The following is a 623-nucleotide window of genomic DNA, read 5'->3' on the forward strand; positions in this document are numbered from 1 at the left end:
GCCCGCCGACGCGCCGTCCCCAGGACGTCGCAAGCTGGTTCCGCGCAGCCGCCACATGCTCTATGCAAACGCAACATTAACGGGCGCGGCCCGCGTCCGGCAGAAAACAGCCGCAGGGAGGCAGCATCGTGGGCATGCAGAGCGCGTTGGCGCCAGAATTTCAGATCGTCGCGGACGCGGCTGGCGAGACGCCCTGGCGCGTCGTTGCCGGCGGCGCCACCATCGCCCGTTTCGCCACGGAAGCGCTGGCCATGGCCTGCGCCGACGCGCTGGAGTCAGCGGAACTGGAAGCGGCCATGCCGCCGCCGGGCGAGGGCTGGGACATGATCCGCAGCCGCGGCTTCACCCGCCACGCCGGCCCGATCTGGCATCGCCATGACGAAAAGGGCCTGGTGTTCGGCTTCCGCGCCCTGCCCAAGCACCGCAACCGCAACGGCGTCATCCACGGCGGCATGATCATGACGTTCATCGACCGCATTCTCGGCGTCGCCATCACCGAGAACAGCGCCGCGCGGCCGCACGCCACCATCCAGCTCGACACGCATTTCGTCAGCGGCGCCAAAGTGGGCGAGTTCGTGGAGGGACGCTGCGAACTGGTGCGCGCCACCAAAGCGGTCGCCTTT

The 623-nt window shown here is 69.0% G+C and carries 1 protein-coding gene; it reads left to right on the plus strand.

Going from position 1 to position 623, the window contains the following annotated elements; all coding sequences use genetic code 11:
• Positions 1 to 134: 134 nt before the first annotated feature.
• Positions 135 to 623: PaaI family thioesterase (locus tag AC4FS3_RS29015; protein ID WP_491023420.1), on the plus strand; the 489-nt coding region annotated here is incomplete at its 3' end.

It is taken from the genome of Pseudogemmobacter sp. TB195, from assembly GCF_058313095.1.